A 1,195-nucleotide genomic window follows, 5' to 3' on the forward strand; every position below is an offset into this window, starting at 1 on the left:
AGTAAAAAGCGGAGCAGGAATGCTCGACTTGTTTTTAAAGTTCATAATGACGTTAAATAATGCGTATAAGTCCATTTTAAAGAGACTATATTCTGCTAATTTACAAACGATATAAAACTAGAAAACCGCTCTAAAGCGGTTTAAATAAGTGAGGTTTTCTAAGAATTAGAGGCTTGTGCAACGGTTACCATTGTTAGCTGTAGTTTTTTTATTAATTTCCAATTCCATTTCTAGCTGATTCAGATAATTTTGAAATCCTATCGAATCAAAAAAATGAGCCACATTCTCTGCTTTTTTATCCACATTGATTACTGAAAAACCATTACCGTACTTTTTCTTCAATTCAATTATTAAACTCGAAGCTATTTCGTTTTTCCTAAAACCCTTATGTGTGGCTATTTGCTGTATTCGTTTGCTTTCAGGATTATAAATAACATAGCCAACTAATTGCCCTGCTATGTAGGCTCCAAATGAAATATTAATTGCTTTCAGCTCATCCATCACTCTTTTAGAATTTTGCCAAGTAGGGTTTATATCCCAAAAAAATTCCATTACTTTCCATTGATATGTGTGGAGTTCTTTAATTTCTAGCTTTTCGTTTGTTTTATCAAGGGTGAATTCTCCTTTATAGCAAGCTAATTCTCTCACTTTTTTAAATCCAGATTTTTCATAGGATTTTATAGCTTGAGTATTTTTAGCTATTACTTCAAGTATGATTTTATCAACTCCTCTTTTCTCTAAAATTGGTAAAATAAAAAGATACATTTGTTTTGTCAATCCAGAACCTCTTTTTTGAGGAATGACACCTGTTCCACCATTGTAAACAACTTTTTGATTATTAATAATATCAATTCCGTGTAGAATGAAAGCAATCAGTCTTTGATTATCAAAAACGCCTACTGACAATTCAAGGTCAGTTTTATCAGTTTTCATTTTTGATATTAACTGCTTTTCTGATAATTTAAAAGGAACAAAATAGTCAGAAAAGGACTCATTAAAGACATCTAAAATATCTTTGTAATCTATTCCTTCTAAACTTCTAATCTCCATCTGTTGTTAAATTACAGCCAACGGCAGTCTGTCTCAAAACTACCTAATTTTTTTTAAAAAATAATTGAAATTAGGGGTAAAGCCAAAATTTGCATTAATTTTTGTTTGCTTTTGTATTAATGCCTTAAAAGTTCGTTTTAGTCTT

General features: G+C 30.3%; 1 protein-coding gene. It reads right to left on the reverse strand.

Translation table 11 applies throughout. The annotated features are described in order from the left end of the window. Nucleotides 1-165: 165 nt before the first annotated feature. Complete coding sequence (locus KW502_RS15235; RefSeq protein WP_219041404.1) at nt 166-1,050, reverse strand: GNAT family N-acetyltransferase; 885 nt, start codon at nt 1,048-1,050, stop codon at nt 166-168. Between the last annotated feature and the right edge of the window lie 145 nt (nt 1,051-1,195).

Source organism: Mesonia aestuariivivens, assembly GCF_019311235.1.
Taxonomy (GTDB): Bacteria; Bacteroidota; Bacteroidia; order Flavobacteriales; family Flavobacteriaceae; genus Mesonia; species Mesonia aestuariivivens.

Excerpts from the sequence above, each read along its gene's own strand:
- KW502_RS15235 (WP_219041404.1), bottom strand. The coding sequence starts at position 1,050 with ATGGAGATTAGAAGTTTAGAAGGAATAGATTACAAAGATATTTTAGAT.